The sequence below is a fragment of the Domibacillus aminovorans genome (assembly GCF_001643235.1).
GTDB classification, from domain to species: Bacteria; Bacillota; Bacilli; order Bacillales; family Domibacillaceae; genus Domibacillus; species Domibacillus aminovorans.
Genome location: NZ_LQWY01000010.1, coordinates 1 through 24,857 on the forward strand (window position 1 = coordinate 1; position 24,857 = coordinate 24,857).

Consider the following 24,857-nt stretch of genomic DNA (forward strand, 5'->3'; position numbering starts at 1 on the left):
CTTTTTCTGTTTATTCATTTACACAAGATATTTTACGCTCTCTAAAATTTAGTCGATAAAGCAGTCTAGAATAACAACCTAAAATAGACTATTATTTTTGGTCTGCAATTGTAATATCTGTGACAACGGGTTCTGGTTCCATTGAGCTGACAATTGTGAGGGTCCACTCGTCCTTTTCTTTGTTATAGGTAATTTCACGAATACCTTCTGCGTATGGGTTTTCCTCTCGTTGTTCGATCGCTTTTCGAACAACATCTTCTTCGGTTATATCCGCGCCTTTTGGCTGATAGGCCGGTAAAACGGTAACAAATTTAGCTCTGCCTTGTCCCGGATATGATTCAGCGATCGGTCCGGATGCCTCGACAATAACACGCTGGCCGATCTTCAGCTTTTCGTTTGCTTTTGGAAAGTTATAACCCACTGCACCATAATGCTCTGGTACTCCGCCTGTTGCAGAGAAATCATCTGGCTGCGCCTCAACCACAAGCATGCCGTCCGCTGATACCTTCATTACCCAGCTTCCCTCTTTTGTTTGTTTATGCGAGACGGGTTCTTCCTGATATTCAACATCCGGCTCTCCTGGAAGCGGAAGCATTCTTCCTTCCTGCGTAAAGTCCATTTCATAGTCTGCAAATTTGTCCTTCAGCGTCTCAATCTGCTCTTCTGTTAAAAAGTCATGCCCAATTTCAATAGTCCTCGTGATTGTATCCACGCTCATACTGAGTGCCACCCGCTCTGGCTCCGGCATTGCGTCTTTCATCGGCTTGATCGCTTTCGACACTTCATACATCAAATCCTGATTGTCCCATTCACTGTATTCGCTCTCAAACAAGTGAATGTATTTAGCCAAAATTTTGCCTTCATCGACTTGCTTTTGCAGGCGACGAGCCAGTTCCTCCGCTTTATCATCCGGATTTTTTATGCCGACCCAGACACCAGATTCCTTAGCGCCTGATTCCTGATTTTTCAAATACAGAATACCGTACTCATAAAAACTCCCATAAATGCTGTTGATTGCTTCTATCACAGCATTAAATTCTATGGACTGCACACCGAAATCCTCCTGCAGTTCCGGGGTGTTTTCACCCATATAGCCTCCGGTCTGTGTTTCGTTTTTCAGTACTTTTTCATACGCTGCATCCCGCAGCGCTGTATCTTCTGTCGTCTGTTCTAGCTTCACAAATACATTCTGCTCCTGTTCTGATGTTTGCTCCTGCTCTTTAGGCTCTTCTGGTACTGATGAGGCTCCATTTCCACATCCAGCAAGCAATGTACCCAATATCAATCCCAACATGAGTTTTTTCACAGTTACCGCCCCCCTTTATTTCCAGCATACCACCGAAAAATGAGAAATAGGCATTGATCCCAGAATTATGTTCTCTCTCCATAATTATGAAAAGACTTTGTCATGCACTAAACTTTAGCCTTTGTATTTCAATTTTCCATGTAGACTATTTATTAAATTACGAGTTTTGAAACATTCCTTTTTTACAGAGATGGCTGAAGGGACATATAAATTTTAATCTTATTGTGATTCTTCAAAATACCCCTTGGCAACCGGAATAAACAGGTGTAATATTACACTATAAATTACATAAGTAACTATAGGAGGATTTATGAACAAAGAAGATGTCTTAAACATTGTCTCAAAAAAAGTGAAACTAATAAGGCATGAAAAAGGTTATACACAAGAAAAAATGGCAGAAGTTCTTGGTATTTCAAAAAAGACATTGGTTCAGATTGAAAAAGGTCGAATGCCTGCTGCATGGACTTGTGTCGTTGCCATTTGTGCCTTATTTGGAGATTCGGAAGTCATTCAAGCAGCATTAGGTGAGGAACCCCTAGAAGTAATTGAAACAATGGTTCACGGGAGAGTTGATAGACCAAAGGAAAAAACACTGGGCGGAAAAGTTTGGTGGAAACAAATGAAGAATGAAAAAGGCTTTGTATTGCAACAAAATGTTATAAGCAAACATTACCGGATCATAGATATGGACCATTATCGTTGGTTTAGTTCATTTGAAAAAGATGAAACGTTTATGTATTTTGATGAACTTTTAAAAAATCATCCTATAAATCCTCCTTTTTGTAGCGGACGATCGTGACATGAGAACATTCAATAAACGGAACATAATATTATTCATTTCAGTAATTACCTTTATAATCCTTGTTAATCTGACGCCTTATGCCGTTCTTTATGCCGTTATCTACCGTCTCAATCATGGGAATCCATACGAAATATATCTCGTAAATAAGCATATTCCCCCCTATCTTGAAAAAAGGGGATATACAGATAAAGATATAATCGAACAACACCCTGCTGAACCGAAGGGAAGTTCAAATAAAGATTATTACCATACTCAATATGATGTGAAATTTAAAGATGAACCTGATATTACTTATTCTTATGGAGTAAGAAAAAAAGGGAAAGATGTAACGCAATTTTGTGAAAGATACAGTCCTGTACACAGAGATATCAAACAGCCAACCAAACATAGTGAAGAAAACTGTGTAAATTATTACGATAATAAATAGGATTTTCTTCGACCTTTTGAGACGGACCAGACATTAAAAAAACAGCCTTCAAATTTCCTAAAAACTGCCTCTTATTAAGAGACCATAAAATTATTTGAAAGATCATTTTTTTGATGAAATGAGGAAAAATATGAAAATACATTCTAAAAGATATTCATGGCTTAGTTATACAGCATTTATTTTAGGTATATTATTGGCTGCTTCACCAGTGATTCATGCTCAGATCGTCTCCTTTGATCTGATGTTAGCCTTTTATATTGGCATTCCTATAGTCGTTATCCTAAGTTTAATCGCTTTGTTAAAAAGAGATGAGAAGAAACTTCTTGCTTTTGTTGGACTTATTTTAGGCCTCATTATGCTTGGTTTTGTAAGTCTTCTTCTCTACATACCGGGTCATAAATTCTCCAATGTCACATATTTCATTTCGCAAATGTGACTGGATCAGTAGCGTTTGTTGGTTATTGTTCAGTAAAGGTTTCACTTCTTCAACATCACCTCATAAACAGTTCGTGTCATTTGTTAATCAGAATTAAACCACTTTATTGTTTCTACTCAGGAAGCTCCTTGATTTTTCGTCTGACCGGCTTGCTACAATTTTGATTAAAATCTTTTTTAAAGCAGGACTAATAAAAGCCATTCGGTCTTTATTCCCCTTTCCGTGAATCAAAATTGATGATTCGCCTACATTCTTAAAGGGAAGTGTTCTGATCTCCATTGCCCTCAGCCCACAGTCCGCCAGCATAGCAATAATAGCCTTATTTCTTGCTTCTTGATAAGAAGAATAATCAAAAGCTTGAATCATACTGAAAACCTCTTCAGCGGTGAACCCTTCCAGGATCTTCTTCGGTACTTTTGGCAGCTCCACTTTCCGCATTGGATTTTCACTCAGATACTCTTCACTAATACACCAATTAAAAAAAGCCGTAATCATCTTAGCCATTGATTCCACACTTTGGGGTTGTAAGCCTGTCTGCTGCTTAAAACGAATATATGCCCTCAAATCGTCTGTATGGATACTGTTAAGTTTTTGTATCCCACGCTTTTTCTCCAGAAATGCTTTTAACTGCTTATACTCCTGATGTTTGTTTATCATTGTTTTTTCGTATAGCCTTTAGCGATACAGTGAAAATCATACTCTCTAATAGCATCTTCTAAAAACACAAAAAACCGCCCCTTTCGGTGTATCTTTCAACAGAAAAAGGCGGTTATCTTAGTTTTTATGAAAAATCAATCAAATTTCGCACAGTTTGGAGGAGAAAGATTCACCTTTTTGACCCTAGCCATAACGCTTCACGGCTAAAAACTCCTCATATCCCTTATACAACAAGGATTTATTTATCCTGTTGTTTATTCATTTGCGCCATCATTTGATTGATTTTCTTTTGTGATGGTTTTTGTCCCATTTGCATCATCATCATTCGCAGCATTTGCTCGTTAATTGGTGGATTTTTCTTCAAATAATCCATCATGTAACGGCGTGCGATGAAAAAACCGATGGCAACGCCGGCAGCGAGTGCCAGTATAGCCGTAAGCACATACCAAAACATAAACGTGTTCCTCCTTCAAGTTGTCTATTCAAAGTGTACTAAACCATTGATGATTATACAATAAGGGCGGGTAAATTTTTGTTGATTCTTGCCGGAAAAAAAGTCCGGAACAAAGGTCCCGGACTTTTCAATTCTTATTTTTCTAGAAGAGCTTTTACTCGTGCCACAATATTTTCAGCTGTAAAGCCATATTCTTTCATTACAGTTTCACCTGGAGCAGAAGCACCAAACTGATCGATCGCCAGTACGTCGCCTTCTTCTCCTGTGTAACGGTGCCAGCCATATGAAGAGCCCATCTCGATACCAAGACGTTTCTTCACTGACTTCGGAATAACGGACTCTTTGTATGCTGCATCCTGTTGTTCAAAACGGTCAAATGATGGCATGCTGACCACATTTGCATGAATGCCTTCGCTAAGAAGTGCTTCTTGTGCTTCAACGGCGATGCCAACTTCAGAACCGCTCGCAAGAAGAAGAACATCTGGTGTTTTTTCTGCTTTCACAACTGTGTAAGCACCTTTTTCAACACCTGTATGTGACTGCTCTTCTGACGATGGCAGAACCGGCAAGTCTTGACGTGTCAAGATGAGCGCTGTCGGCGTTGATTTACTTGTCAGCGCTTGTTTCCATGCAGCTGCTGTTTCGTTTCCATCAGCTGGACGAATCACAGACAAGTTCGGCATTGCGCGTAATGAAGACAATTGTTCAATCGGCTCATGTGTCGGACCATCTTCTCCTACCGCAATACTGTCATGTGTGAATACATATGTGACAGGAAGACCCATCAACGCTGCTAATCGAATCGCTGGACGAAGGTAGTCAGAGAACACGAAGAATGTTCCGCCAAATACTTGAAGACCGCCATGTAGGGCCATACCGTTCATAGCAGCACCCATTGCGAATTCGCGTACACCAAACCAGATGTTGCGTCCTTCATACTGTCCTGGCATGAAATCGCCAACGTTTTTGATTGTTGTTTTGTTTGAACCAGCAAGGTCAGCAGATCCTCCGATAAGTGTCGGTACGTTTTTCGCGATTGCATTTAATGCATCACCTGACGTTGCACGCGATGCAGAAGCTGTTCCTTCTTTATAAACAGGCAGATCAGCATCCCATCCGTCAGGAAGTTCACCGCTAATCGCTTTTTCAAGCTGTGCTGCCAATTCAGGGTAGTTTTCTTTGTATGATGCAAATGATTTTTCCCATTCAGCTTGCGCCTGCGCACCACGACCAACAGCGGCTTCTTCAAAACGATTGTATACTTCATCCGGCACGTGGAAATCTTGATCAAATGTCCACTTGTAATAGTCTTTTGTTAACTTCATTTCGTCTGCGCCTAGTGGAGCACCATGTGATTCAGATTTACCCGATTTGTTTGGAGAACCGTAGCCAATCACTGTTTTTACTTCGATGATTGTTGGGCGGTTGTCTTCTTTTTTCGCAGATTCAAGCGCGTTTGTCACAGCTTCAAGATCGTTACCATCTTCTACACGGATATAATTCCATCCGTATGCTGTAAAGCGGCCTTCTACACTTTCAGAGAATGATTTGTCCAGATCCCCATCAAGTGAAATGTCATTTGAATCATAAAGAAGAACGAGACGATTTAATTTCAAATGTGCTGCAAGCGACGCTGCTTCTGATGCAACACCTTCCATTAAATCACCATCACCACAAAGTGCGTATGTATGGTGACCAATGACTTCGTGTCCATCTTTGTTATAAACAGATGCAAGATGACGTTCTGCCATTGCCATACCGACAGCCATCGCAATCCCTTGTCCAAGCGGACCTGTTGTTGCTTCAACGCCGTCTGTATGTTTATATTCCGGATGACCCGGTGTTTTACTTCCCCACTGACGGAAATTTTTAAGCTCGTCAAGCGGCAAATTATAGCCAGCAAGGTGAAGCAAGCTATATAAAAGCATGGAACCGTGACCTGCAGACAATACGAACCGATCCCGGTTAAACCATTGTGGATTTTTCGGATTGTGGTTCATCACTTTCGTCCAGAGTGCATACGCCATCGGAGCAGCACCCATCGGCAAACCCGGATGGCCGGAATTCGCTTTTTCAATTGCATCAATAGATAGTGTACGGATTGTTGTGACCGCTAGTTGGTCTGTTTTATCAAACATGTGATCCATCCTTTCAAAAGGTGATTTACTCCTTTATATTAAATGTCTTTTGAAGAATACACAACAATAAAGCAGAACAATTGTGAAAAAAAGAGAAAATCATCAGATTTTCTCTTTTTTTCACATTCCTTAATTTAACTTTTTTCTTTTTTGAATGTCCCGCACTTTTTTCGGCGTCACTTCATCGCCGGTCGGATCAAAAATGCGGACAGATTCGACTGTCTGACGCATTGATGAGCGGAATGTTGTTAAATATTCTTTACGAAGCGCGGATTGCTCTTTTAATTCGACATCCGTCAAAGACGTTTCTTTCGCTTTTTTCGCTAGTTCATTTATGCGTGCAATCTTTTCAGATGATAACAATGGGATCATGCTCCTTTCTATTTATGCCGTTATCGTACACAACAGAACGAACTATGACAAGAAAAAAGCTTCCTAGTTGATTGATTCACTTTCTTTATATTCTATGTAACGCCGGTGAATCGTCGCGCGCGAAATATTGTACCCGAATCCGCGCAATGTTGCGGCGATTTCCTCGTATGTTAAGCCATTTTCACGAAGCCGAACAATTTCTGTCACCGGGATTTCTTTCCGACTGCGCCCTTGATCATTGCCACGATTTTTTAAATTCTTTTCAGGCCGATATCCTTTGGCCACCGCCCGTTTCATCCCCCGTTTAATCTTCAAATTATGAATTTTCCGTTGGTATTCTTCTACTATGCTGACAATCTGCAAAATCATTGAATCCGAATCAGACATGTGCAGTTCACCGTCATCCGTAATGCTATAAACCACTACACCTTCTTTAAATAAACAATGGATAAGCGCAATTTTAGCATTGCCGCGTCCAATTCTCGTTTCATCTTGAATTAACACGGCATCAATATCATCACTTTTTACTAGATCGAGCAGCTCGAGCATACCTGGCCGGTCGAGATCATATCCACTCGCCTGGTCTTTAATAACCGCTGCCGTTTGAAATCCTTTTGCTTTTGCTAATGCTTTTAGTTCTTCTTCCTGCCTCTCAAGTGATGTTACCTGCTCTTCCTTTTCTGTACTCACTCGGCAATATAGAACCGCTTTTTTCATCTATCATCAGTCTCCATCCGCCAGTTGCAGCCCACCGTCGCTTTTTACAGACGGCACCGGAATGATAAGCTGTTCGCCTGGCAAAATTTTCGTTGTGATCAAATCATTTTCATCCTGTACCCACTTAATGAATTCTATCTCATCCATGTCATGAAGTGTTTTGTACTCTTCTGCCAAACTCCAGAGCGAATCTCCTTTTTCCACTTTTATTTCAGAATAGGATGGGGCCTCTACTCCGTTAAAAGTAAAGTAGAAGGCTGCTAATATAATCATCACGGCTAATGTTAACATAAATGCATAATTTTTGGCTTTTTCCAATAAGAACACCCTTTCCTCGAATACTCGTTCGTTGTATATTCTCATAATAAAACGAACGCTCGTTTCAGTCAAGAAGAATTCCGAACCTACGTTTGTCATTTTCCAGAACACATGTTATACTGTAGGCAAACACAAAATAAGTGAGGTGTAGGTAATGACAAAACTATCAAAACGTCAGCAAGACATTCTTGATTTCATTAAGGATGAAGTACGAAGAAAAGGGTATCCACCTTCCGTTCGTGAAATTGGTGAAGCGGTTGGACTCGCTTCAAGCTCAACTGTTCATGGACATCTGGCAAGACTTGAAAGCAAAAACTTTATTCGCCGCGATCCAACAAAACCGCGTGCGATTGAAATTTTAGACACGGATAGTTCTGTACCAAAACAGCACCCCGTTAACGTACCAGTCATTGGCAAAGTGACTGCTGGCATACCGATTACAGCCATTGAAAACATTGAAGAGTATTTTCCGCTTCCTGAACGACTCGCTCCACCAGATGAGAACGTATTTATGCTTGAAATCGTTGGCGAAAGCATGAAAGAAGCTGGCATTTTAAATGGTGACTACGTTGTTGTCAAACAGCAGCAAACAGCGAAAAACGGTGATATTGTTGTTGCTATGACAGAGGATGATGAAGCAACGGTTAAACGTTTCTTTAAAGAAGCGGATCATATCCGTCTTCAGCCTGAAAACGCATCGATGGAGCCAATTTTGCTTCCAACGGTCACCATTTTAGGAATCGTCACCGGCGTGTATCGAGAAGTTATTTAAAATGACTGCCCGTCCGTATACTCCACGTTATGATGGATCAACCTGGCGTATGACAATACAAAAAATCCCCTCGGTCTCAGGGGATTTTTCAAAACAAATAAAAAACACCCTGTCAGAAGACAGAGTGTTTTCTCGAAATTTGCGGCGTCCAGACCATGCTCCACAACATGTTCCTAAAAGGAATGTCCGTCCGTCTTACGCAAATGAGCTCATCGCATACATAAATATATAAAATTTTTCACTCATTGTCAACATAATTCGTCATAGTATGAAAGGAACGATTTATTAATGAAGACACCCATCCCGAAAATGAGCATTGTTTATTTTATACTGGCCGCTGTCTGGCTGCTCGCAGCCGTAAGCGTTTATGGACAAACACTGTTTATTTTATTTATTGTTGTTGCACTGGTCAATGTTTTCGCCGGAGTACGGATGATCAAAAAATAACCTGGATGCAGCCTTCCGGATCATTGTTCGGCAGGCTATTCCTTTTATCAATAACCAACAGCACTATAATACACCTCTTCAGATTTACTCATTATATGTTTGCTTTATTTATTTCTAAAATTACTATATACTTTTTTATAATCAGAATGTTTCAAAAAAGAGGTGAGACACATGACAGGTTTAGTCGCAGTCATTATGGTTTTTACGATACCTATTGTAGCGATAATCACAGATCATTTCCAAAAACAATCGAAAATCCAACGCGATATTCTCAAAGATCAATTGGAACTGGAAAAACTAAAACACGAAAACTATGTAATTGAAACGGAAAGATTAAAACTCGAATTGAAACAAATTGAATTACACGATGTAAAAGATGAATCTAATTTGTTCATAAAGTAATAGCCAATTCCGCTTAATAGAATGGGCTATTACTTTATGGTCAATTAATTGTTCCATTTGAATATCTTCCAATATCTCGCATTGTTATTTACTGAATTAAGCATTGAAAAACAATTCGAATATTACGGTTCCATTAATTTCCCGCCCCTCTATACTTTGTGACACCGATATTCCACATAACGACAGAGATCATAAAGAACATGATACCAGCCACAGGTGTCATAAACGCGTACACATACCAGTCTTTCCGACCTAAAAAGTAGGCTGCTGGATAGACGCCGACAAATGCAAATGGCAAAATCCATGTAAGCACAAATCGGATGACATGATTGTAAATATCAACCGGATAACGACCGTAGTTGCCAATATTGTATATCATCGGCATGATGCTTGTCGGGCTGTCGGACCAAAAACTAATGCTCGCAATGAGGACAAAAATCGCTGAATATACAAGCGTGCCGCCTAATACCATGGCGACAAAGATAAACGGATCATACCATGAAAAGCTTAACCCTAACCTGCTTCCTGCATAGAACATGACACCTATCCCGGTGATCACGCCAAAGAGCGATTCAAGTTCCATCCGCTCAAGTACAATTTGAAAAAGACTATGAATCGGCCGCGTTAAAATGCGGTCCATTTCTCCTTTTACGATATACCGTTCATTGAAATCCCAAATGTTAAAAAATGCTCCAAAGATCGCAAATGGCACGAGAAAAAAGCCATAAATAAAAATTATTTCATCCCGCGACCAGCCGCTAATAAAAGAGGTATGATTAAAAACAAGTAAAATAAAAATGAAATTAACCGCTTGAGATAACAGGTCCGACACAATTTCAATGACGGTATCAACACGGTATGTAAACCTCGTCTTCAAATACTGGGCGGCATATTGAAAAAAGATCGCTGCATATTTCATCTCTTATCCCCCCTGAACGACTAATTGCTTTCTCGCAATGAGCCATAGTACTTGAATGGGCACAGTCAAAATTAACACCCACACAAATTGAAATAATAGCGCATTCACGGCCGCTGATCCGCTCAAACTTTCCGTGAAAATCATGCTCGGAACATAACTGATTCCTTGAAACGGCAGAAAATCCATTATCCGCTGCGCCCATCCGGGGAAAAAACTAATCGGCAGCAATAATCCTGAAAAGAGATCAATAATGACACGTTTTGCCCGAATCAAACCTGCATTATTAAAAAAGAAAAACGTCAAAATTCCTGTTAACAAGTTAATTTGCATATTGATTAAAAAGCTGAATACGAGTGCCAGCACAAATAAAAGCCACACAATCGGATCAGCTGAAAATGTGATCGGAAATATAAGCGCAACAATGATCATGCCGGGAATCGAGAAAAACGATAATCGGAAAATACCTTCCCCGAATCCTTGCATCGTTTTCATAAGTAAATAGTTGTAAGGACGGATCAATTCAACCGCAACTTTGCCTTCTTTAATTTCCTGCGCGATTTCCCGGTCAATATTATTGAAATAAAAGGCCCTTGCCATCCACGCAATCGCAATATATGAGGTCATTTGAAGAACGGTCATTCCTTCAATCGACCCTTTGTCTCCGTAGATTGCCGTCCAAAGAAAGTAATACGCTCCAATATTAATACTGTAAATCAAAATGCCGCTGTAATAATTCGTCCGGTAGGCAAGCATCATAAGAAAACGAATCCGGATCATTTCAATATACTTACCCATTCATGATTCCTTCTTCATAAATATTTCGGATAATGTCCTCAATCGACATTTCATGGACTTTTAAATCCATTATTTTATGCGCAGCGACGACGCAGCCAATTGCATTTGAAATGATCTGTTCATCATTTTTCACGTTTGCGACCCATACATTGTTCCGATCTCCCGGCGTCCATACAGCATCAAACCCTACCAATAGCGGCGTTAACCGCTCTTTTGTCATATGAAGATCCGCAAACTGAAATTCAATTTGCTTTCCTTCTCCCCAATTGGAACGTAAATTGGCAAGCTTCCCGTCGTATATGATTTTTCCTTCATCTAGCATCACAACCCGTTCGCAAAGCGCCTCAATATCGGTTAAGTCATGTGTCGTCAGCAAAATAGTCGTATTGTATTTTTCGTTCATTTCTTTTAAAAACTCACGAATTTTCAACTTCACAAGCACATCCAGCCCGATTGTCGGTTCATCCAAAAACAACAGAGGCGGATTGTGGAGAAGGGCCGCCGCCAGCTCACAACGCATCCGCTGACCGAGTGACAGTTTTCGAACCGGTTTATCTAAAAGCGGTGCAATGTCTAATGATTCAATGACGTGATTCATATGATCGTTATACACATTATGAACACGTTCTATCAAATCTTCGTCTTTTAACATATCATACGGTTGAATCAGCTTTTCTTCGACGTTTACACTCACTCGTATACCTCCGTTGAGTTTTGCTGTTTTATAGCTAACTTGCCTCTCAGCTACGCACTTTAACGAAAGGGTTTCCATAATAAATAACCCACTCTCTTCAAATGATCATGTCTTTTATTTTAACTTATTTAAGCTATGAAAGATATTTCCAAATACCGACTAATCCCTACAACCTCCGTCATAAACAGTGCGTTATCGTATGCGTATCTTTCTATTTACGCTGAATAAAAGTCTTTTATGTAGAATTTTGTCGATATTCTTTATTTTTTTCATCTATACCTTCGTCCATACGTTATGAATGTTGTTTCATATCATGTATTAAAGGAGGTGAGAAACTTATGGGCAGCTCATATAGTGGCTCTAGTTTTGCGCTAGTCGTTGTTTTGTTTATTCTTTTGATCATCATCGGTGCATCTTTCGCTGGCGGGTACGGCGGGTATTAATCCACTGCTATGCTTAAATTGGTATGATGAACCTGAACGCTATTGTCGATGGATGGTATGAAAAAAGGACTTGCGGCCGCAAGTCCTTTCTCTATTTTCATGTCACTAATATCTATATGGTATTTTCGATTTACTTATGGAGACGTCCGATAGCCCGTTGAGATCTAAAAAATGCTTTAATCCTTCTTCTGCAATGTCCAGACTGTTTTTCGGACCAATCGTTATTCCTTTTATCGGCATATTATTTGATTCATTTGATATTCGAATGCCCATATAAGGAATAAACACTCCATTGCTTAACCTGCAATGATAAACTGGTTTTTCGTTTTTTTCCGGATTAAAAACAGCGATTCTGAACTCTTCTTCTTGATGAAAACTACCGTCTTTGAAGAAAGTGGAATAGCACATAATATTCGCTAAAATTCTTTTCCCTTTTTGAAAATGAAATCGTTCTTCCCCACGATAATGATCGTAGAGAAACAGTTTATACAAATTAATGATTTCTCTCTTCAGCAACTGTATTTGCTGTTCTTTGTCATATATAACAAAATACGGGTAAATAGTGAATTTTCTAGTTGGATAGGCATTTTTCAAGTTTTTAATGAGTATTTTAGCTATTTCTGGGTAACTAAACTCGATGTTATATCCTTCATTATTTGAATAATTGGACCAAAGAAGATTAGAATCGCCGTGCTTGCTAAACGATAGTGTAAAGATTTCAAAAGAAAACAAATTCTGTTCAATCATCTGTTTAAACCATTCGTTAAAAAGCAACTCTTCTTTAGATGGTTCATCCGCTAAAAGTTCTTCGATAATGGATAACACCAATTCGAGTGTATATTTTATTTCTAACTTATCATTCAGAAATCCGCTTTTAGACAGCCACATTTCACCATTTTCAATAATACTTTTTAACCCTTGTCCATTACTGTAGTGAAAAAGAGAGGTTGATCCTTCCAATAAAGGCATCTGGTCAGCTTCAAGTGAGTGAAGAAACTCTTCAAGATCGTCAATCTGCTGTATTTCAGATAATTTCTTTTCCATTCTCTTCTCTCCTCCCAGCTTTCCCCTATTATGTGCCAAAAGGATTGAATTTATCGTTATTCATTTTTAAGTATTCCTATATTCAGCGCTGAATAAAATGAACACGTTATCTCATAAGCAGCTTCTCCCCAAAACCGCTAGAATTTACTATCGGTTTTTTTGAATGATTGTATCTCCTGCGGCCCATATTAACTTCATACAAAAAAGGTGGTGAAAAAGATGCCGTCCAGTAATCGTGGAAACCAAAATCAACTTTTAGTCCCTGGTGCAGAACGTGTTTTGGAGCAATTCAAATACGAAATTGCCAACGAATTCGGTGTCAGCCTGGGAGCCGATACAACCGCTCGCGCAAATGGTTCGACCGGTGGCGAAATCACAAAGCGTTTAATTCGTCTGGCACAACAAGAACTTAATCGTTAATCGTCTTTTCAAAGTCCATCCCTCACACGGATGGATTTTGTCTTTGTCCTTACACTTTTTAAACCATCTTCTTTCTGACAACCACTTAACAGCTTTCATCTCATTTTAATTCATTTTTCGTCCAATCACCTAGTGACATTTTCCATATAATATGTAACAGAGGGAGGTGGAAATGTCTATGAGTTGTTCATTTGGAGAACCGGCTGGCAGCAGATACGGCTATGGCTCTAAAGTGCTGATTGTTTTATTCATCCTTTTCATCATTGGTGGAGCATTTTACGCAGGCCGCCGATACGGTCGTAGTGGAGATTGTTGCGAAAGTGGTTATGATCCTTATGGCGGATATGGAGGATACGATCCATACAGTTCCTATGACAGCTACGGTGACAACAATCCATACGGATACGGGGCTTACGGTAGGGGGCGCCGTGGATTAATAATCTAAACTCAATACTTTTTTAGGGACGGGTTTAGGCACCTGTCCCTTTCTCTTATTTCTCCCTGTTTTTTTAACCTCTTTTCCCTTTGTAGCGCAGGAAGCTACTTAAACATACATTCGCAATCACTCTTCAAGCAGCTTCCTCTTGGTAAGTTCTTCAAACCATTCCTTATCCTTCGTATCGAGCGACATATTGATTAACGCTGATTTATCCTGCAATTGATCCAATAACGTGCCGATCGGTTTGAGCAGGCGTGCATCATACGATTTCTGTGTTGGCTTTGACCATTCAATGATGCCATCTCTGATCCTGGCCACTTTTATGATTTCAATTTGGCCGCTATAACATCCAATATTACTCACGTAACCAACATCTTTATAATCACCGCTTGCAACGTTTACCCACTCTCCTACATACAAGGCTGTCACCCCTTATTATTTTCTCTTCCAAATCCCATTATTAAATCCTATGTTAGTGACCCTTATTTTAATCGCCTTTTCAAGCAATTTTTAATGAATTGAAAAGATGAATACATCTAGTCCATCTTTATCATGCTCTTTAATTGGCATTGTCTTTTCAATCTAAAGAATTGATCAATCGCTCTAAATCGGTAAAACGTATTATTTTTGGTATTTAATTCTCTTAATGAGGTACTCTAATGCTGTTCATCACTTAACTTTTTCAAGGAGGAAATATTTATGATCGAACAGAATGAAATAGATATCATTGAAGATGCGAAAAAAGCATTTGAAACCGAATTCGCAGCAGATTTAGCGTTAATCAGTCAAAAACAATCTTCTCAAATTCAAAGACAGAGGCATAGGCAGAAGCAGCAAAATCAAATGAATCAGCAAGATTTTCGAGCTTCACAAAATATGTATAAGAAAAATAGCGACGGATGGGAAAAAATCTTCATTCTTTTATTATCCTTGATCTACATTGCTGTGAACTTAAAAAAGCAAAGTCCTAAAAGCAATTAGGATTTTACTTTGCCATTATATCCAGTTGAGACCGTTCTCAAAATTCTCAGTTTTTTTCTACATTTTTTTTTATACTGGACATACTTTTATTGTTCAATTTTTTCTAATCTTTAGCTGAGGCTTCCTCGGCTTTTTTATTTTTAGGCTCTGTTAAATAACTGTGTTGATTTTAATATTTATATTTGGTTACTAAACTATTGCTTCACTCTTTTATAAATAGATAAAAAATACCATTAGCGTAAACACTAATGGTATTTTTTTATCTTGAAACTGATTAGCTTTGCTTTATTCTTATTTAAATACTGACCTCTGCTCCATTCAGAAAGGTCGGTTTTCAATTTAGTTCAATTATTTTGTTTGAGGGATTTCGTTAACAATTTGAGTCAACGCATTGCTGATTGGCGTAACTGGACGTCCGAGAAGTTTTTCGAAATCATTGCTTTCGATTTCCAAAGCTCCATCCCGAATGCCTTTCTGGATGTCTACAAGAAAAGGAATAATGAATTCTGGTACGCCTGCACCCTTCATGATGTCAGCATAAGTAACGTCATCAACCTGTTGCACAGGTACTTCTTTACCCAATACAGTGCCAAGAACAGATGCAAATTCTTCTTGAGTCATTAGCTTGCCAGAAAGCTCGTAGACCGTATTCTCGTGTCCATTCCCCGCCAGTACAGCTGCCGCAGCCTCTGCATAATCTTGTTGTAGTGCCCAACCAACCTTACCAGAACCTGCAGACGTCACCCAAGGTGCTCCTGCCTGGACACCTTGAATGCTTGTGATTTCATTCTCCAAGTACCAGTTGTTGCGTAAGAAAGAGTAAGAAATGCCTGTTTTCAAGATAGCTTCTTCCGTAGCAACGTGTGGTGGGGCAAGAAACATGGCGCTTTCGCTTGCATTCCCTAAGCTGGTATAAGCAATGAATTTAACTTGAGCACGCTCTGCTGCAGCTACCGCATCTGTATGCTGGCGAATTCTTGTTTCATTGTCTCCATCCGCAGAAATAATTAATAAGCGATCGATACCTGCAAAAGCAGAATCCAATGTTTCTGGACGATCAAAATCTCCTTGGCGAACTTCTACTCCACGAGCTCGTAATCCTTCCGCTTTCTCTGGATTGCGAACACTGACAGCGAGTTGACTCGCTGGTACAGTTTTCAATAAGGTCTCTACAACTTTTGTTCCCAATTTTCCTGTTGCACCTGTTACTAGCATTTTCATTGTCTTTTCCTCCGATATATGTTTTGTTTAAATCTTTCTTGTTAAACTGTAACCCATTCGATTACATGTAATCATGATAGTTACTTTATGTGTTTTTGTCAACAATTTCAAAAAACCTTTTTTAATTTTGTTCTTTATTTTAAGGTATGATACATTTGTAATTGAATTAATTACATGTTACAAAGTAAAGGTATTTTGTTATAAATACAAGGAAGGTGATTGAAGATTGTCTATAAGTAGTCGATTTGCCGTTGGAATTCATATATTAGCTCTTATTGAAATAAATAAAGAGGGGATAAGCTCATCAGAATTTTTAGCAGGTAGTGTAAACACGAATCCTGCCGTGATAAGAAAAATTATGGGGATGCTTAAAAAAGCAGGGTTAGTAGAAGTACATCCTGGTATTGCGGGAGCTAAACTTGCTAGGGATTTATCTGATATTACATTACTAGACGTATATAAGGCAGTTAATGTAGTACAAGAGAATGAATTGTTTAGTGTACATGAAGAACCAAATCCAGCTTGCACTGTAGGAAGGAATATCCAAGATACAATAGGTCCATTATTTACAGCTGCTCAATTAGCATTGGAGAAAACTTTGAGAAATGTAACCCTGGAAGATGTTGTAAAGGATATTGTTGATAAGGATAAAATAAACAGTAAAGAATTAAGCAATTAATAGGAGACGTTCTTTTTTTCTTTCCAACACTTTTATTTCACTAAACTGTCCCTATAGTTAAATAAGAAAGATCCTGTAAACTTAAACAGGATCTTTAACTCAATCTTCAAAACGTCGCATCCTTTTTATAAACTTTGTTTATACCCGCTCGTCATATTAGCCTAATTTATTTATCTTTCGTTCTCTCTTCTGTAATAAAGCAAGCAGCTCCTGTTTTTCCCGTTCGAAATCTGCATCAATTTCATTTGGCTGTTCAGCCATTTCAGATTTTCCAAACCATGCAGGCGGATTTTCTACTCGAGTCGATCCGCGATGACCACTGGATTGGCTGCGACTGTTTTCGATTTCTATATCCAATGCCTTTATGTCGCCCAATGTCTTCACTTTATGATCCCGCCATTTTTTTAAAATGCCATTTACGTAATTCCAATTACGTTTGTTGCCTGATAGCGTCTTTTTCATCGCTTCCATGACGATGACTTCACCAAATTCATTTATAGCATGAGTCAGCTTATCCGTTATGAATGGTGACTCTACACCGAAATTGTTTTGGTAAAAAGAAGAGACATTTTTATATTGAAAATATGAACGACTAGCACGATTTTGTCCTCGTTTCATAGACGTATCGTATAACGAGTCATAGTACATAGTGTACATTGTTTTAATTTCTGGCTTCTCAATTCGCTCTGCAACGAACTGAATAAGAGATAACTCTTTCACTAATTTCAGCTCAGCCTGTATACAATCCATTACCAGTTTTCCACCTTCGTTGAAGTGATATCGTCCCCAGTTCCGAATCGCCATTTCACATGTTTGTTCACTGTATTTGATCAATTTATAATGATCCGTAAACCGTTGCACTAATGAATGGATGCTCTCGATGGAATAGCCCATCTCACAAGCCATTTGCTCTTTAGTGATCTGGTAAATACCAACCTCAGTTGTGCTCCCATTAGTTAAAAGATAGAGAAAAAAGTATCTGTCCTCCGGCGTCATTTTTTCATTCACCTTTGAATCGTCCCAAAACGCTGTATGAACCATTCTGAATTTCGCCATGATTACAAACACACTCCTTATTTATTCATTCTGTTTCGTCTATTTAGTCTGCTCAAGAGTCTTTTTCTTCATCCTATAAAAGGTACATCAATCATCTGAAACATCTATATCGATATCCCTAATATAGAAATATTTATTCCCATATATTCCATTATGTTGTATCATAATAAAATCACCTATTCTGTTTTCTATTCTTGTGGATTACGCCCAAGAATGGATATGGGACTTCCCTGTCAGAAAGGATGATAGCTGTGGAATTGACGACCCAATTGACACTAGAAATAGCGCCTATAGTCGCACTTTTCACGGCGCCTTTCCTACGCAAGTAGGAGAGGGTTTTTTATTGATCCAAAGAAAAAAGCACCCTACAGGATGCTTGTATCATTATAGGATAAGTTCTACTGAATAAATATCAGAAGCTGCAAATGTTCGTTCTCCAGTCGTATTTTCAAATGTAGAATCCTCTGATTTATTCTTAATCCCTTCTATTAGGACATCGATAAAGGGCCCTTCTGCTTCGTTTGGGTCATAATTTTCGATAGAATTATACGCAAAAATTTTACCATTCTTAAGCTTTACTATAGCTTTCAAAATACCATCCCCTTCTTGGCTTTACTTTATAATAATTCGACAAAAGTAGATATTTTTCCTTTTTTCTCGCTTCCCCTCCCATATAACAGTAAAAATAGACAGGAGCACCCGTTGATGCCTGATCCTTTTATCTTATATGTTTCTTTCATCAAACAAAAAATGTTATATTGTCAGCATTTTTGTCGAAGCTATTTTCATTAACAAAAAGATAATTTATGCTTATGTCATATTTTAAACATGCACGTAAATAAATAATAATACACAGGAGAGATTTCATTGTGAGTAGTCAAGAGAATTTGGATAAGTTGAACACTCAAATTAATGAGTTACGTAAGTTATTGATTTCTGTTGGAACAGCCAAAGGTCTCGGAAGTAGTGATACTCTTAAGTATAGCGAAGAGCTAGATAAATTAATTATTCAAGCACAATTGAAAAGCTGACGTTAAATTCCTTTATTAAAATGCTTTTATTTTTATCCATCTGGAAACCGTTTTGATTTTTTGTATAAATTTCTCTTTCATCATGTATACTGATGTTGTTTCGTTTCATTCCCCCGCCTTACTTGGATAGCATTATTCGTTTTTCAACTATTTTAAGCCAGGAAAATCCCTGGCTTTTTTTATTTTATTTAAATTTTACACATTTTGATTTTTATTTTTTTATAACATTTTCTATCATTAATACAATTGTTATCATTTTTTATTTATAATAGAAACAGATAAGGCGGCAATCCTTACAGAAAAAAGATTCATAGGATTCAACTTGTATTTTTAAGAGGAAAACGTATTTAAAAAGAAGCCGCTCAATCAATCGGCTTATCTAGATTTGCTAGAAATTCAGGCGCTTTTTTTGTAAGCGTTTTACTAGTTGAGGAACAACTAAACAAATTGAAGATTCATTATTATTTGATGAGGAGGAGACTCTTATGAGTGAGCAACTGCTGCAACAAGTTTTATCCAAATTAGACAGTATGGATTCTCAGTTGAACCATTTAGAATCAAAAATGGACACGATGCAATCTCAACTGAAGAAAAACGTAGAATTAGTCAATGTCATTTGTGATCGCCTAGAAAAAAAAGACGCTAAACTGAAAAGTATAGCGCTTAATCTTCATCACACACACGGCGAAATCATTACAGTTAAAGACACCGTCGCGGTCATGAAGGTGAAGATGAATTCACTTTCTAAAAAACAGCCAAGTACAAACTGGACATATTCAAGCTAAGCATTTGAATGAACGAAACATTCAAATTAATCAGATACAAATGCATAACAAAGGTTAAATGCCTTTCATTTAAGATGAAAATGTATCCAACCGGGAAAAATCCCGGTTTTTTTGTATAAATTTCTCTGAATTGGTTACACTGTTATTGCGTGAGACTTTCCCGTCAGTACGCTCCTTCCACTCCTTGTAGCCGGGGGTTTCCCTCGGCTTTTTTTAATTCATCGTTTCGTCGAAGGGAACAGGATTACTTGTTATATTTTTGTCTTTTCATTTTATTTTTCCGTTTTTTTTTTATATTTTTGATAAAATTGTTCTAATACTTATCGTTACGTCATATATTATATTAATGATGCATAAATTGCCTACAGAGGAGAGTCTGCTTTGAATGATTTAATTATTTATCTTTTTAAAGAACTTGAACGCTTAATTGATGATTATTACAGATGTAAAGATTTGTTTGTTAAACAGCAAATTCAGAGTGATATCCAGCTTTTAAGTGAAGCTATGGCGATTTGTTCAGCATAACCCCCTCAATCCATTCCTTATGTGTCCATCATTTTCTCTCCAATGCTTTCCCTGCCATTTCCCCCTCTTCCTTTCGTATGATCAACCTGCCTGAACGAGCATCGTTTGCGATGGCTTTAATAGCATTCGCACAAAAATCCAACTCTTCTTCATACCTCGTTATTTTCGACTGCATCTTTTGAAGTTCTTCTAACAACGAAAAGCTGTTTTCGACTGTCGCGGTATGACGTTGTACCATTTTCACTTTTTGCTTGTCCATTGCCTTAATGACCGCATCCATCCTCTTCAAATCTTGCTGCTGGCGCTCCATTAAAAACAACATTTCAGCCACTGTTTGCTTATCAAAGAACATTCCGTATTCATGAGCTTGTTCTAACTGACGAATCCATTCTTGCAATTGATCGTTTCTATCGTTCATTTAACCTGTGCCTCCATTTATACCTGCTTAACACGCCGATCTATTTCTGACTGGCTAACAGCATTTTGGTCCCTATTATGCCCAAACTTCCATCCATTATTCATACGTTCATTTAGCTTATGGTCTTCGTAAAGCCTATAAATGTGGAAATTTGTTTAAAAAATCGCCTTCTCTTATTAGGTTTCCCCATTATGGATAACACTTTTTTATTTTCCTATGGTCATTTATCCAAGATTCGTTTGATTTTTTCCATACTATATTCACAAAGAGGTGATAAATTATGAGTTCCGAAAACTGTGGTGGATATGGCTCTGGTTTTGCGCTAGTTGTTGTCTTGTTCATTCTTTTAATCATCATTGGAGCATCTTACGTGGGTGGTGGATACGGTGGTGGTGGATGCTGTTAACAAGCAACCCATTATATCTGTAAGGCCCTTTTGAAAGAATTCACCTTTTATCTTCTGCCTTAACCATCAAGATTAAAAAGGGTGTTCCAAAAGTCAGCGACAACTGACTAGGGACACCCTTATTTTGTTTCGAACAAAAAAAGTCTTACCAATCACTTGGTAAGACCCATAACAAACTAATATAACTCTTTTTGATCCTTCCCTCTATAAATATTGATGTATCAACTTATTGTTGTGGTAGTGTTCATCTATATTTTCAGCCATTAAAGTTAACCAACATGAAACTGATACTGTTTCCATTTCCCGCTATAAGGTTTGACACTTTGTTCACTTTCACAAAACGATCAAAAGAATATACATTTCAAAAAAATCCTTGGGCAGATTCTATAATAAATTTCTTCTCAATTCTTCTGCAGATTTCGGTGACAAATAAACAGGCGCAACTTCAAAAACCGTTTTTGCACCAACTTGTCCCTCTTTATTTAATCGATAAGCAGCTCGCGCATAAGCTACGAGTACACTAGCTGTAAATTCCGGATTGCTTTCGAGATTGAGTGAGAATTCCATAATTTGTTTATGATTTTGTCCTGTTTGCCCACCGCGAATGACAAATCCACCATGTGGCAATTGCGAGTGATTCGCTTTTAATTCTTCTTCTGAAATAAAGTTCACTTCTGTGTGATAGTCAGCAAAGTAGTTTGGCATTGTTACAATGTCATGTTCAATTTTTGCTTTATCATATTCTTCTTCAGCAACTACATAACAAACACGTCGGTGTTTTTCTGCAGTAGTTAGTTCAGGATTTGCTCCACCTTTTACCTTTTCTACCGCTTCAGCAATTGGTACAGTGTATTGAACACCGCCTACCACACCCTCCACTTTACGAATTGCGTCTGAATGTCCCTGACTGAGCCCTTTCCCCCAGAAGGTGTAATTTTCACCGTTTGGCAAAATAGCCTCTGCCATTAAACGATTAATAGAGAACAAACCTGGATCCCAGCCTACAGAAATAATGCTTGTCTTCCCGCTTTCCTTCGCTGCATTATCAACAATACTAAAATATTCAGGTATTTTAGCATGTGTATCATAGCTGTCAATCGTGTTAAACATTCTTGCAAAATAAGGGGCTTGATCCGGAAGATCCGTTGCTGAGCCTCCACACAAAATCATCACGTCAATTTTGTCTTGATAGTCCTCTGCTCTAGAAATATGTAGAACCTCTATATTTGGTTCATTTAATACAAGATTTTCAGGAACTCTTCTTGTAAAAATAGCGACAAGCTCCAAATCTGGGCATTGCTTGATTGCTTCTATAGTTCCTCTGCCAAGATTTCCGTACCCTACAATTCCTACTCTAATTTGATTACTCATGATTTTCTCCTCATTAGTTGTATTTTTCACACGTGGTATTTTTAACATTCTTTTAATACCATTGTGTTTTATAATAGCTTTTTTTAGCAAAGTGTACAAATACTAGTTTTCATGATAAATGGTGCCAGTCACTCCCCAATATTTAGTTAATTTTGTCGATTTGGTATTAGCAACGAAAAATTTCGTATGACAAAGAATAAAAGCACTGGAGCTGGAGCTAGATATCGATAACTTATTCACCATCTTAGCAGCTTTATAATTTCCTAAACAAAGAAAAATGCCAGCCCCTACCCGGGACGGCATTTGTTCATTATTGATGTACTTTTTTGTAAATAACTAAAGCCGTGTAATGAATGTTAGGCTGTACATCGGATTCTGTGTGAGTACTCAAAGATAAAGGGACCATATTGTACTTTATATCAATTAATTGACCTTCGTATAGCTGATGATAAATAAAAAGATTAATATTTCTAGTTAATTCCTCGTATTTATTATGTTCAAAACCTTTTACTGAATAATGTTGTTTCTTCATGTTTACACCCTCCTTTCCTTAAATTGGACCGGAGTTCCCTGTCATGAAACAATTTCAAACATCGGATATACGTTGGAATCAGCCGCAATATGCTCTGGATAAATAAAGCCTTCCATCGTGCGTGGAAAACGGACGCCTATTTGCTGAAAGCAATGGTCAACGAATTCAGAACAAATATATTCATAATTATCTTCTTTATGCTTGCCAATCCCTAACTTGATCCTCGTCAAAATCCGAATAATTTCCGTTTGATCATAGCTACGGTTGAGCGAATCAATCCCTGTTCCAATCATATTTTTCAGAAGCGTTCGGTCAAAATAAGAATCAATCAGTTTTTCATGACGTGCAATGAAAAGCCCGCCGTTATACTTTTTCCCCGTATTTTTATAATTCGTCATGTAATGCAAAAGAGGAACGATACGGACGCCCATGCTCTCTACGCTTTCAAAAACAAGCACCCGGTCGTTCCATTCAAATAAAAAGGCCACATGGCTCATGAACGAGTTGGATGCTTTTTTAATGAGCTCACTAACCAGGGAGCTGCCACTGCAAAACAAAAGATCGCCCGTTTGTATTTTATCCATTGCTTCTTCATAATGAAGCTGATAAATCCCCTGAAATTTACGTGTTCCCATTTCCGTTCACTCCTTCAAAATGAATCCAAACACTCTTCACCTGTCTTCCTTATTAAATTATATGTCTGATTGACAAAGAGGTAAGTTGAATTATGTTTTTTATCCATTTTTCACACAATTATATGAATGGGCATTTTTTTCACTTATAATAAAATCGTAAAGACGACATTAAAAAAAGAGCACTATTGTAGAGTATGAAAAACGCTTAAATTGAATCGTTCCACTTATGCTCGATACTATAGCCGACTATAATTCACGAATGGAACAAGTTACTGCAGAAAAATCTTTTTCTGCGGTTTTTTTATTTGTTGCATAACTGCAATGTTTCGTCATTGAATTGTTACCCTATCAAAATATAATTGTGATGTTTAAATGCTAAACTCATAAAAAAAGCCTTAAATGCGTTTCAGGAGGATAATAGAGATGAAAAAGGTTATAGCGGCACTGGCAGTCACAGGCATTTTACTTAGCGGACCAATCAATAGTGAAGCTGCTTTGGGCGACCGGGCATTAAAAGCAAATATGAAACATCAAGATGTAGTGGAATTACAAGGAATACTCCAAAAGAAAGGCTTCTTTAATTCAAATCATCGAAGTACCTATTTTGGTGCAAGTACGAAGAGAGCCGTGATGAATTTTCAAAAGAAAAAAGGATTACAGGCCGATGGAATTGTTGGGGCTAATACATACAGAGCATTGGGTATAACGAAAAAACCAAGTTCACAAGTTAAGGCCGCTTCTTCCAACCTTGTGAGCGTGGCGAAAAAATATACGGGTGTTCCATATGTATGGGGAGGCAACACACCTAAAGGATTTGATTGCAGCGGTTTTTTAAAATATGTATTCAATGAAGGTGCGGAAACTAACATTCCAAGAACCGTAGCTGATATTTATAATAATGGGAAAAAAGTTTCATCTCCGCAAGTCGGCGATGTTGTTTTCTTCCAAACCTATAAAAAAGGCGCTTCACATGCCGGTATTTATATTGGCGGAAATAAATTTATACATAGCTCTTCCTCAAAAGGAGTAACGACTACATCACTGGATAATTCATACTGGTCACAACGTTATCTTGGTGCAAAAAGGATAATAAATTAAGTAGGTAAAAGCGTTTGCAATCATGGAAACCTGGCCCTTAAATAAGTATTTCATAAAAAAGCCCACTCTTAAAAGGGACTGACCCCCGTTTTTGAGACAGGGATCAAAACACCTTTT

Annotated in this window: 34 protein-coding genes and 1 pseudogene; 16 read left to right on the forward strand and 19 right to left on the reverse strand. The window is 38.1% G+C overall.

The window, feature by feature from the left end; translation table 11 throughout:
• Positions 1-91: 91 nt before the first annotated feature.
• A complete protein-coding gene (locus tag AWH49_RS04900; protein WP_063964847.1) occupies positions 92-1,306 on the reverse strand; it encodes a DUF3221 domain-containing protein in 1,215 nt (404 codons plus the stop codon).
• Between the two features lie 310 nt (positions 1,307-1,616).
• On the opposite strand from AWH49_RS04900, the gene AWH49_RS04905 reads away from it, so the two are divergent.
• From AWH49_RS04905 to AWH49_RS04915, 3 genes are all read left to right on the forward strand, one after another.
• Positions 1,617-2,105 (forward strand): helix-turn-helix domain-containing protein, encoded by a 489-nt coding sequence (locus AWH49_RS04905; RefSeq protein WP_063964848.1) that lies wholly within the window; start codon positions 1,617-1,619, stop codon positions 2,103-2,105.
• A gap of 1 nt (position 2,106) precedes the next feature.
• Positions 2,107-2,535, forward strand: a complete 429-nt coding sequence (locus tag AWH49_RS04910; protein WP_063964849.1) for a DUF3139 domain-containing protein — start codon at positions 2,107-2,109, stop codon at positions 2,533-2,535.
• 130 nt (positions 2,536-2,665) lie between these two features.
• A complete protein-coding gene (locus tag AWH49_RS04915; RefSeq protein ID WP_157723666.1) occupies positions 2,666-2,971 on the forward strand; it encodes a hypothetical protein in 306 nt (101 codons plus the stop codon).
• A 93-nt stretch (positions 2,972-3,064) separates the two neighbouring features.
• Here AWH49_RS04915 and AWH49_RS04920 read toward each other — a convergent pair whose 3' ends face one another.
• The 6 genes from AWH49_RS04920 to yneA all read right to left on the reverse strand — a co-directional run bounded on the left by AWH49_RS04920 (position 3,065) and on the right by yneA (position 7,627).
• A complete protein-coding gene (locus tag AWH49_RS04920) occupies positions 3,065-3,628 on the reverse strand; it encodes a tyrosine-type recombinase/integrase (RefSeq protein ID WP_063964851.1) in 564 nt (187 codons plus the stop codon).
• A gap of 238 nt (positions 3,629-3,866) precedes the next feature.
• The gene (locus AWH49_RS04925) at positions 3,867-4,082 is read right to left on the reverse strand and encodes a YneF family protein (RefSeq protein ID WP_018392796.1); all 216 of its coding nucleotides are present in this window, start codon (positions 4,080-4,082) and stop codon (positions 3,867-3,869) included.
• Between the two features lie 134 nt (positions 4,083-4,216).
• Positions 4,217-6,220, reverse strand: coding sequence for a transketolase (gene tkt, locus AWH49_RS04930; RefSeq protein WP_018392795.1), 2,004 nt, complete (start codon positions 6,218-6,220; stop codon positions 4,217-4,219).
• A gap of 129 nt (positions 6,221-6,349) precedes the next feature.
• Positions 6,350-6,583: a DUF896 domain-containing protein gene (locus AWH49_RS04935; RefSeq protein WP_063964852.1), complete on the reverse strand. Its 234-nt coding sequence runs from the start codon at positions 6,581-6,583 to the stop codon at positions 6,350-6,352.
• A gap of 72 nt (positions 6,584-6,655) precedes the next feature.
• Entirely contained in the window at positions 6,656-7,309 is a 654-nt protein-coding gene (locus tag AWH49_RS04940; RefSeq protein WP_063964853.1) for a YneB family resolvase-like protein, read from the reverse strand.
• Positions 7,310-7,315: 6 nt separating this feature from the next.
• Positions 7,316-7,627, reverse strand: coding sequence for a cell division suppressor protein YneA (gene yneA / locus AWH49_RS04945; protein ID WP_157723667.1), 312 nt, complete (start codon positions 7,625-7,627; stop codon positions 7,316-7,318).
• Positions 7,628-7,781: 154 nt separating this feature from the next.
• Here yneA and lexA point away from each other — a divergent pair, with 154 nt between their 5' ends.
• The 3 genes from lexA to AWH49_RS04955 all read left to right on the forward strand — a co-directional run bounded on the left by lexA (position 7,782) and on the right by AWH49_RS04955 (position 9,248).
• Complete coding sequence (lexA, locus tag AWH49_RS04950) at positions 7,782-8,399, forward strand: transcriptional repressor LexA (protein WP_063964854.1); 618 nt, start codon at positions 7,782-7,784, stop codon at positions 8,397-8,399.
• 288 nt (positions 8,400-8,687) lie between these two features.
• Positions 8,688-8,846, forward strand: coding sequence for a hypothetical protein (locus AWH49_RS19890; protein WP_157723668.1), 159 nt, complete (start codon positions 8,688-8,690; stop codon positions 8,844-8,846).
• Between the two features lie 171 nt (positions 8,847-9,017).
• A complete protein-coding gene (locus AWH49_RS04955) occupies positions 9,018-9,248 on the forward strand; it encodes a hypothetical protein (RefSeq protein WP_063964855.1) in 231 nt (76 codons plus the stop codon).
• A 133-nt stretch (positions 9,249-9,381) separates the two neighbouring features.
• Here the strand turns inward: AWH49_RS04955 and AWH49_RS04960 are convergent, their stop codons facing one another.
• The 3 genes and pseudogenes from AWH49_RS04960 to AWH49_RS04970 form a co-directional block, all read right to left on the reverse strand.
• Complete coding sequence (locus AWH49_RS04960) at positions 9,382-10,167, reverse strand: ABC transporter permease (protein WP_034284914.1); 786 nt, start codon at positions 10,165-10,167, stop codon at positions 9,382-9,384.
• Positions 10,168-10,170: 3 nt separating this feature from the next.
• Positions 10,171-10,962 carry an ABC transporter permease gene (locus AWH49_RS04965; RefSeq protein WP_063964856.1) on the reverse strand — a complete coding sequence of 264 codons (792 nt, stop codon included), beginning with the start codon at positions 10,960-10,962 and terminating at the stop codon, positions 10,171-10,173.
• Positions 10,955-11,572: pseudogene (locus AWH49_RS04970) on the reverse strand (ATP-binding cassette domain-containing protein); the annotation flags it as partial. The pseudogene AWH49_RS04970 and the gene AWH49_RS04965, both read right to left, overlap by 8 nt.
• 422 nt (positions 11,573-11,994) lie before the next feature.
• On the opposite strand from AWH49_RS04970, the gene AWH49_RS18965 reads away from it, so the two are divergent.
• Positions 11,995-12,099 carry a YjcZ family sporulation protein gene (locus tag AWH49_RS18965; protein WP_018392781.1) on the forward strand — a complete coding sequence of 35 codons (105 nt, stop codon included), beginning with the start codon at positions 11,995-11,997 and terminating at the stop codon, positions 12,097-12,099.
• A gap of 105 nt (positions 12,100-12,204) precedes the next feature.
• Here the strand turns inward: AWH49_RS18965 and AWH49_RS04975 are convergent, their stop codons facing one another.
• Positions 12,205-13,143, reverse strand: coding sequence for a DUF2971 domain-containing protein (locus AWH49_RS04975; RefSeq protein ID WP_034284920.1), 939 nt, complete (start codon positions 13,141-13,143; stop codon positions 12,205-12,207).
• Positions 13,144-13,362: 219 nt separating this feature from the next.
• On the opposite strand from AWH49_RS04975, the gene AWH49_RS04980 reads away from it, so the two are divergent.
• The gene (locus tag AWH49_RS04980; RefSeq protein ID WP_034284921.1) at positions 13,363-13,563 is read left to right on the forward strand and encodes an alpha/beta-type small acid-soluble spore protein; all 201 of its coding nucleotides are present in this window, start codon (positions 13,363-13,365) and stop codon (positions 13,561-13,563) included.
• A 178-nt stretch (positions 13,564-13,741) separates the two neighbouring features.
• A complete protein-coding gene (locus AWH49_RS04985; protein WP_063964857.1) occupies positions 13,742-14,008 on the forward strand; it encodes a hypothetical protein in 267 nt (88 codons plus the stop codon).
• Positions 14,009-14,125: 117 nt separating this feature from the next.
• Here AWH49_RS04985 and AWH49_RS04990 read toward each other — a convergent pair whose 3' ends face one another.
• Positions 14,126-14,422 (reverse strand): IDEAL domain-containing protein, encoded by a 297-nt coding sequence (locus AWH49_RS04990; protein WP_018392777.1) that lies wholly within the window; start codon positions 14,420-14,422, stop codon positions 14,126-14,128.
• A gap of 279 nt (positions 14,423-14,701) precedes the next feature.
• Between AWH49_RS04990 and AWH49_RS04995 the strand changes: the two genes are divergently transcribed.
• Positions 14,702-14,983 carry a hypothetical protein gene (locus AWH49_RS04995; RefSeq protein WP_063964858.1) on the forward strand — a complete coding sequence of 94 codons (282 nt, stop codon included), beginning with the start codon at positions 14,702-14,704 and terminating at the stop codon, positions 14,981-14,983.
• A 348-nt stretch (positions 14,984-15,331) separates the two neighbouring features.
• Here the strand turns inward: AWH49_RS04995 and AWH49_RS05000 are convergent, their stop codons facing one another.
• Positions 15,332-16,204 carry an SDR family oxidoreductase gene (locus AWH49_RS05000; RefSeq protein ID WP_063964859.1) on the reverse strand — a complete coding sequence of 291 codons (873 nt, stop codon included), beginning with the start codon at positions 16,202-16,204 and terminating at the stop codon, positions 15,332-15,334.
• Positions 16,205-16,430: 226 nt separating this feature from the next.
• Between AWH49_RS05000 and AWH49_RS05005 the strand changes: the two genes are divergently transcribed.
• The gene (locus AWH49_RS05005) at positions 16,431-16,883 is read left to right on the forward strand and encodes an Rrf2 family transcriptional regulator (RefSeq protein WP_063964860.1); all 453 of its coding nucleotides are present in this window, start codon (positions 16,431-16,433) and stop codon (positions 16,881-16,883) included.
• Between the two features lie 156 nt (positions 16,884-17,039).
• Here AWH49_RS05005 and AWH49_RS05010 read toward each other — a convergent pair whose 3' ends face one another.
• Complete coding sequence (locus AWH49_RS05010) at positions 17,040-17,939, reverse strand: DnaD domain-containing protein (RefSeq protein WP_063964861.1); 900 nt, start codon at positions 17,937-17,939, stop codon at positions 17,040-17,042.
• 384 nt (positions 17,940-18,323) lie between these two features.
• Positions 18,324-18,530, reverse strand: coding sequence for a hypothetical protein (locus AWH49_RS05015; protein ID WP_018392772.1), 207 nt, complete (start codon positions 18,528-18,530; stop codon positions 18,324-18,326).
• Positions 18,531-18,808: 278 nt separating this feature from the next.
• On the opposite strand from AWH49_RS05015, the gene AWH49_RS18970 reads away from it, so the two are divergent.
• The 3 genes from AWH49_RS18970 (at position 18,809) to AWH49_RS20280 (ending at position 20,280) form a co-directional block, all read left to right on the forward strand.
• Positions 18,809-18,970 carry an aspartyl-phosphate phosphatase Spo0E family protein gene (locus AWH49_RS18970; RefSeq protein WP_082862680.1) on the forward strand — a complete coding sequence of 54 codons (162 nt, stop codon included), beginning with the start codon at positions 18,809-18,811 and terminating at the stop codon, positions 18,968-18,970.
• 485 nt (positions 18,971-19,455) lie between these two features.
• On the forward strand, positions 19,456-19,755 hold the full coding sequence (locus AWH49_RS05020) for a hypothetical protein (protein ID WP_063964862.1): 300 nt from the start codon (positions 19,456-19,458) through the stop codon (positions 19,753-19,755).
• A gap of 381 nt (positions 19,756-20,136) precedes the next feature.
• Positions 20,137-20,280 carry a hypothetical protein gene (locus AWH49_RS20280; protein WP_018392769.1) on the forward strand — a complete coding sequence of 48 codons (144 nt, stop codon included), beginning with the start codon at positions 20,137-20,139 and terminating at the stop codon, positions 20,278-20,280.
• A 28-nt stretch (positions 20,281-20,308) separates the two neighbouring features.
• On the opposite strand, the gene AWH49_RS05025 is transcribed toward AWH49_RS20280, so the two are convergent.
• On the reverse strand, positions 20,309-20,698 hold the full coding sequence (locus AWH49_RS05025) for a hypothetical protein (protein WP_063964863.1): 390 nt from the start codon (positions 20,696-20,698) through the stop codon (positions 20,309-20,311).
• Between the two features lie 280 nt (positions 20,699-20,978).
• Between AWH49_RS05025 and AWH49_RS18975 the strand changes: the two genes are divergently transcribed.
• Positions 20,979-21,104 carry a YjcZ family sporulation protein gene (locus AWH49_RS18975; protein ID WP_082862681.1) on the forward strand — a complete coding sequence of 42 codons (126 nt, stop codon included), beginning with the start codon at positions 20,979-20,981 and terminating at the stop codon, positions 21,102-21,104.
• 384 nt (positions 21,105-21,488) lie between these two features.
• Here AWH49_RS18975 and AWH49_RS05030 read toward each other — a convergent pair whose 3' ends face one another.
• The 3 genes from AWH49_RS05030 to AWH49_RS05040 all read right to left on the reverse strand — a co-directional run bounded on the left by AWH49_RS05030 (position 21,489) and on the right by AWH49_RS05040 (position 23,642).
• Complete coding sequence (locus AWH49_RS05030) at positions 21,489-22,475, reverse strand: diaminopimelate dehydrogenase (protein WP_063964864.1); 987 nt, start codon at positions 22,473-22,475, stop codon at positions 21,489-21,491.
• 310 nt (positions 22,476-22,785) lie between these two features.
• The gene (locus AWH49_RS05035; protein WP_034284936.1) at positions 22,786-23,007 is read right to left on the reverse strand and encodes a sporulation protein Cse60; all 222 of its coding nucleotides are present in this window, start codon (positions 23,005-23,007) and stop codon (positions 22,786-22,788) included.
• Positions 23,008-23,048: 41 nt separating this feature from the next.
• Complete coding sequence (locus AWH49_RS05040; protein ID WP_063964865.1) at positions 23,049-23,642, reverse strand: YiiX/YebB-like N1pC/P60 family cysteine hydrolase; 594 nt, start codon at positions 23,640-23,642, stop codon at positions 23,049-23,051.
• 423 nt (positions 23,643-24,065) lie between these two features.
• Between AWH49_RS05040 and AWH49_RS05045 the strand changes: the two genes are divergently transcribed.
• Complete coding sequence (locus tag AWH49_RS05045) at positions 24,066-24,740, forward strand: C40 family peptidase (RefSeq protein WP_063964866.1); 675 nt, start codon at positions 24,066-24,068, stop codon at positions 24,738-24,740.
• Positions 24,741-24,857 lie beyond the last annotated feature (117 nt).

Bases quoted from the DNA above. Each gene is read 5' to 3' on its own strand.
- AWH49_RS04920 (WP_063964851.1), bottom strand. From the start codon at position 3,628: ATGATAAACAAACATCAGGAGTATAAGCAGTTAAAAGCATTTCTGGAG.
- AWH49_RS04975 (WP_034284920.1), bottom strand. From the start codon at position 13,143: ATGGAAAAGAAATTATCTGAAATACAGCAGATTGACGATCTTGAAGAG.
- lexA (WP_063964854.1), top strand. From the start codon at position 7,782: ATGACAAAACTATCAAAACGTCAGCAAGACATTCTTGATTTCATTAAG.
- AWH49_RS05025 (WP_063964863.1), bottom strand. From the start codon at position 20,698: ATGAACGATAGAAACGATCAATTGCAAGAATGGATTCGTCAGTTAGAA.
- AWH49_RS04985 (WP_063964857.1), top strand. From the start codon at position 13,742: ATGAGTTGTTCATTTGGAGAACCGGCTGGCAGCAGATACGGCTATGGC.
- AWH49_RS05040 (WP_063964865.1), bottom strand. From the start codon at position 23,642: ATGGGAACACGTAAATTTCAGGGGATTTATCAGCTTCATTATGAAGAA.
- AWH49_RS04965 (WP_063964856.1), bottom strand. From the start codon at position 10,962: ATGGGTAAGTATATTGAAATGATCCGGATTCGTTTTCTTATGATGCTT.
- AWH49_RS04925 (WP_018392796.1), bottom strand. From the start codon at position 4,082: ATGTTTTGGTATGTGCTTACGGCTATACTGGCACTCGCTGCCGGCGTT.
- AWH49_RS19890 (WP_157723668.1), top strand. From the start codon at position 8,688: ATGAAGACACCCATCCCGAAAATGAGCATTGTTTATTTTATACTGGCC.
- AWH49_RS05045 (WP_063964866.1), top strand. From the start codon at position 24,066: ATGAAAAAGGTTATAGCGGCACTGGCAGTCACAGGCATTTTACTTAGC.
- AWH49_RS04955 (WP_063964855.1), top strand. From the start codon at position 9,018: ATGACAGGTTTAGTCGCAGTCATTATGGTTTTTACGATACCTATTGTA.
- AWH49_RS04905 (WP_063964848.1), top strand. From the start codon at position 1,617: ATGAACAAAGAAGATGTCTTAAACATTGTCTCAAAAAAAGTGAAACTA.
- AWH49_RS04995 (WP_063964858.1), top strand. From the start codon at position 14,702: ATGATCGAACAGAATGAAATAGATATCATTGAAGATGCGAAAAAAGCA.
- AWH49_RS04940 (WP_063964853.1), bottom strand. From the start codon at position 7,309: ATGAAAAAAGCGGTTCTATATTGCCGAGTGAGTACAGAAAAGGAAGAG.
- AWH49_RS05010 (WP_063964861.1), bottom strand. From the start codon at position 17,939: ATGGCGAAATTCAGAATGGTTCATACAGCGTTTTGGGACGATTCAAAG.
- AWH49_RS05020 (WP_063964862.1), top strand. From the start codon at position 19,456: ATGAGTGAGCAACTGCTGCAACAAGTTTTATCCAAATTAGACAGTATG.
- AWH49_RS04980 (WP_034284921.1), top strand. From the start codon at position 13,363: ATGCCGTCCAGTAATCGTGGAAACCAAAATCAACTTTTAGTCCCTGGT.
- AWH49_RS04915 (WP_157723666.1), top strand. From the start codon at position 2,666: ATGAAAATACATTCTAAAAGATATTCATGGCTTAGTTATACAGCATTT.
- tkt (WP_018392795.1), bottom strand. From the start codon at position 6,220: ATGTTTGATAAAACAGACCAACTAGCGGTCACAACAATCCGTACACTA.
- AWH49_RS05030 (WP_063964864.1), bottom strand. From the start codon at position 22,475: ATGAGTAATCAAATTAGAGTAGGAATTGTAGGGTACGGAAATCTTGGC.
- AWH49_RS04960 (WP_034284914.1), bottom strand. From the start codon at position 10,167: ATGAAATATGCAGCGATCTTTTTTCAATATGCCGCCCAGTATTTGAAG.
- AWH49_RS05035 (WP_034284936.1), bottom strand. From the start codon at position 23,007: ATGAAGAAACAACATTATTCAGTAAAAGGTTTTGAACATAATAAATAC.
- AWH49_RS05000 (WP_063964859.1), bottom strand. From the start codon at position 16,204: ATGAAAATGCTAGTAACAGGTGCAACAGGAAAATTGGGAACAAAAGTT.
- AWH49_RS18975 (WP_082862681.1), top strand. From the start codon at position 20,979: ATGAGTTCCGAAAACTGTGGTGGATATGGCTCTGGTTTTGCGCTAGTT.
- AWH49_RS04910 (WP_063964849.1), top strand. From the start codon at position 2,107: ATGAGAACATTCAATAAACGGAACATAATATTATTCATTTCAGTAATT.
- AWH49_RS18965 (WP_018392781.1), top strand. From the start codon at position 11,995: ATGGGCAGCTCATATAGTGGCTCTAGTTTTGCGCTAGTCGTTGTTTTG.